The 3,678-nt window shown below is 64.8% G+C and carries 3 protein-coding genes; all 3 read left to right on the top strand.

What is annotated here, in order from left to right; translation table 11 throughout:
- The coding region (locus QOJ24_RS16590) for an arylsulfatase (protein WP_526263099.1) at nt 1–2,162 on the top strand (2,162 nt) is incomplete at its 5' end.
- A 10-nt stretch (nt 2,163–2,172) separates the two neighbouring features.
- Nucleotides 2,173–2,742 carry a hypothetical protein gene (locus QOJ24_RS16585; protein WP_526263097.1) on the top strand — a complete coding sequence of 190 codons (570 nt, stop codon included), beginning with the start codon at nt 2,173–2,175 and terminating at the stop codon, nt 2,740–2,742.
- A gap of 4 nt (nt 2,743–2,746) precedes the next feature.
- A complete protein-coding gene (locus QOJ24_RS16580; protein ID WP_526263095.1) occupies nt 2,747–3,628 on the top strand; it encodes a formylglycine-generating enzyme family protein in 882 nt (293 codons plus the stop codon).
- The last annotated feature ends 50 nt before the right edge of the window (nt 3,629–3,678 follow it).

Raw genomic sequence — 3,678 nt, 5'->3', positions numbered from 1 at the left:
CCGACCGTGGTGTTCGACTTTCTCAGTTCCACACCACCGCGCTGTGCTCGCCGACGCGTGCTTCGCTGTTGACAGGACGCAACGCCACCACCGTTGGCATGGCGACCATCGAGGAGTTCACCGACGGGTTCCCGAACTGCAACGGCCGTATCCCAGCCGACACCGCACTGCTCTCCGAGGTGTTGAACGAACGGGGTTACAACACCTACTGCGTCGGCAAATGGCACCTGACACCGCTGGAGGAGTCCAATGTGGCGGCCACAAAGCGTCATTGGCCGCTGTCTCGCGGGTTCGAGAGGTTCTACGGTTTCATGGGCGGCGAGACCGACCAGTGGTACCCCGACCTGGTCTACGACAACCATCAGGTGGCACCGCCGGCAACGCCGGAGGAGGGATATCACCTGTCGAGAGACCTCGCCGACAAGACGATTGAGTTCATTCGCGACGCGAAGGCGGTCGCGCCGGACAAACCCTGGTTCTCCTACCTCTGCCCGGGCGCGGGCCACGCCCCACACCACGTCTTCAAGGAGTGGGCTGACAAGTACGCGGGCAAGTTCGACATCGGCTACGAGCAGTACCGCGAGATCGTGCTGGAGAACCAGAAGAAGCTCGGCATCGTGCCGTCGGACACCGAATTGTCGCCGATGAACCCTTATCTGGACGTCAAGGGTCCCAACGGCGAGACGTGGCCGTACCAGGACACGGTGCGCCCGTGGGGTTCTCTGAACGACGAAGAGAAGCGCCTCTTCAGCCGGATGGCTGAGGTGTTCGCCGGGTTCCTTTCCTACACCGATGCCCAGATCGGCCGCATCCTGGACTACCTCGAGGAATCCGGCCAGCTCGACAACACAATCATCGTCGTGATCTCCGATAACGGCGCAAGCGGCGAGGGCGGACCCAACGGATCGGTCAACGAGGTGAAGTTCTTCAACGGCTACATCGACACCGTCGAGGAGAGCATGAAGTACTTCGACCACATCGGCGGCCCGGAGACCTACAACCATTATCCGATCGGCTGGGCGATGGCGTTCAACACGCCCTACAAACTGTTCAAGCGCTATGCATCCCACGAGGGTGGCATCGCCGATACCGCAATCATCAGCTGGCCCAAGGGAATCAAGGCTCATGGCGAGGTGCGGGACTGTTACGCCAACGTCTGCGACGTCACCCCGACGATCTACGACCTGCTGGACATCGCGCCGCCCGGCGAAGTCGGCGGTATCGCACAGAAGCCGCTCGACGGTGTGAGTTTCAAAGCTGCCCTTGACAATCCGACTGCCGACACCGGCAAAGACACCCAGTTCTACACGATGCTCGGCACCCGTGGTATCTGGCACAACGGCTGGTTCGCCAACACCGTCCACGCCGCGACGCCTGCGGGTTGGTCGCACTTCGACGCCGACAGGTGGGAGCTGTTCCACATCGAGTCCGACCGCAGCCAGTGCCACGACCTGGCCGCCGAGCAACCGGACAAGCTCGAGGAGCTCAAGAAGCTGTGGTTCGACGAGGCCGCGAAGTACAACGGGCTTCCGCTCGCCGACCTCAACATCTTCGAGACGTTGACCCGCTTCCGGCCCTACCTAGTCGCCGACCGGAAGAACTTCACCTACTACGCGGACAACTCCGAGATCGGGCTCGGGGCCGCACCGGAACTGCGCGGCCAATCGTTCTCGGTGCTGGCTGACGTCGCGGTCGACACCACCGGTGCCGAAGGAGTGCTCTACAAACAGGGCGCGGGTCATGGTGGCCACGTGTTGTTCGTTCAGGACGGCTACCTGCACTACATCTACAACTTCATGGGGGAGGACGAGCAGAAGCTGTCCGCGCCCGACCCAGTGCCGTTGGGAGACCACGTCTTCGGTGTGTCCTACGACCGCACGGGGACGGTCGAAGGCAGCCACACCCCTGTGGGTGACGTCTCGCTTCACGTCGACGGTTCGGTCGTGGCGACGATGTCGGGCGTACGCACCCATCCGGCCAGCTTCGGCCTCTCGGGAGGCGGCGTCGCCGTCGGGCGCAACACCGGGCAGGCGGTCTCGAGCAGCTACAAGGCTCCGTACCCGTTCACCGGGGGAACGATCGCCAAGGTCGTCGTCGACATCTCGGGTACGCCCTACCTGGACCTCGAACGGGAATTGGCGCAAGCCTTCGCCAAGGACTGATGATGTAACCGTGAAGCGGTTCGGTTGGGCGACCGAGGACGCCGGCCCCGCGGCGCCGGGCATCGTCACCACAACGCGCGGCCCGGCCCCGGCTGCCACCGTCGGCTGTCCGCTGCCGATCGAGCCGGCGATATCGGCCGTCGCGCAGGTATCCGATCCGGCCGCACCGAAGGTCACCGTCGCCGTCCCCGACGGCTGGTCGCAACTGCCCGGTTCCGGCGATGTCGGTCTGCGGTTGCAGGGTCCTGACGGCATGTTCGCGACGGTGACGATTGCGCCGACGAAGCTCGACCCCGAGGCAGCGTTCACCGAATACGCCGACGAGGTGATGGAGTTATCCGCGGTCAGCAGCGTGAGTGGTCTGCCCGCCGAACTCTGCGGCTACAGCGGGCAGAAGCTGATGGGTGCATGGTCGGACACCCCGCAGCAGTCCGTCGAGTTCCTCGACCGCATCGTCCATGTCTGGACCGACGACGGCGACTATCTGATCGCCGTCCATGTGCAGGCACCGGCGGGAACCGACGCATTCGACGCCTCGTCATCGGTGCTCATCGACGACTTCGCCGTCGGAATACCCTGAACGCATGCTCACTGAGCTCGTCGACTTGCCGGGTGGTTCGTTCCGGATGGGTTCGACGCGCTTCTATCCGGAAGAGGCGCCGATACACACGGTGCAGGTGGCCGGGTTCGCGATGGAACGGCATCCGGTCACCAATGCGCAGTTCGCCGAATTCGTCGACGACAGCGGCTACGTCACTGTGGCCGAGCGCGAGCTCGACCCGGCACTGTATCCCGGGGCGAATCCCGTCGATCTGGTGGCTGGTGCGCTGGTTTTCCGGCCGACGTCCGGGCCCGTCGATCTGCGCGACTGGCGGCAGTGGTGGCAGTGGGAACCGGGCGCGTACTGGCGCCATCCGTTCGGGCCGGCCAGCGGGATCGAGGATCGGCTGGAACATCCCGTCGTACAGGTGGCGTATCCCGACGCGGCGGCATACGCCCGGTGGGCGGGACGCCGGCTACCGAGCGAGGCGGAATGGGAATACGCGGCCGCCGGGGGCAGCACGTCGACGTATGGGTGGGGTGACGACCCGATGCCGGACGGCCGGATGATGGCCAACACGTGGCAGGGCCGTTTCCCGTACGCGAACGACGGTGCGTCGGGCTGGACAGGCACGTCGCCGGTCGGCACTTTCCCGCCGAACGGCTACGGCCTGGTCGACATGATCGGCAACGTGTGGGAGTGGACGACGACAGTGTTCTTCGGTCACCATCGGCTCGACGAACCGGCGCAGGGCTGTTGTCCGCGGGCCGATGAAGCCGATCCAACTGTCAGCCAGGCGCTCAAGGGCGGCTCGCACCTGTGCGCGCCGGATTATTGCCACCGGTATCGCCCGTCGGCGCGGTCGCCACAATCGCAGGACAGCGCCACCACGCACATCGGGTTCCGTTGCGTGGCCGACGTTTAGCCCTGGCCCGATATTGCATCCAGGGCTGTTGAAATCTGGCTCAAGCAGCC

This window comes from Mycobacterium sp., assembly GCF_032159775.1.
In the GTDB taxonomy this organism is placed as follows: domain Bacteria; phylum Actinomycetota; class Actinomycetes; order Mycobacteriales; family Mycobacteriaceae; genus Mycobacterium.
This window is presented reverse-complemented; position numbering and strand designations above follow the sequence as displayed.

What these genes read in the sequence shown, in the direction of transcription:
- QOJ24_RS16580 (WP_526263095.1), top strand. Translation starts at nt 2,747, where the DNA reads ATGCTCACTGAGCTCGTCGACTTGCCGGGTGGTTCGTTCCGGATGGGT.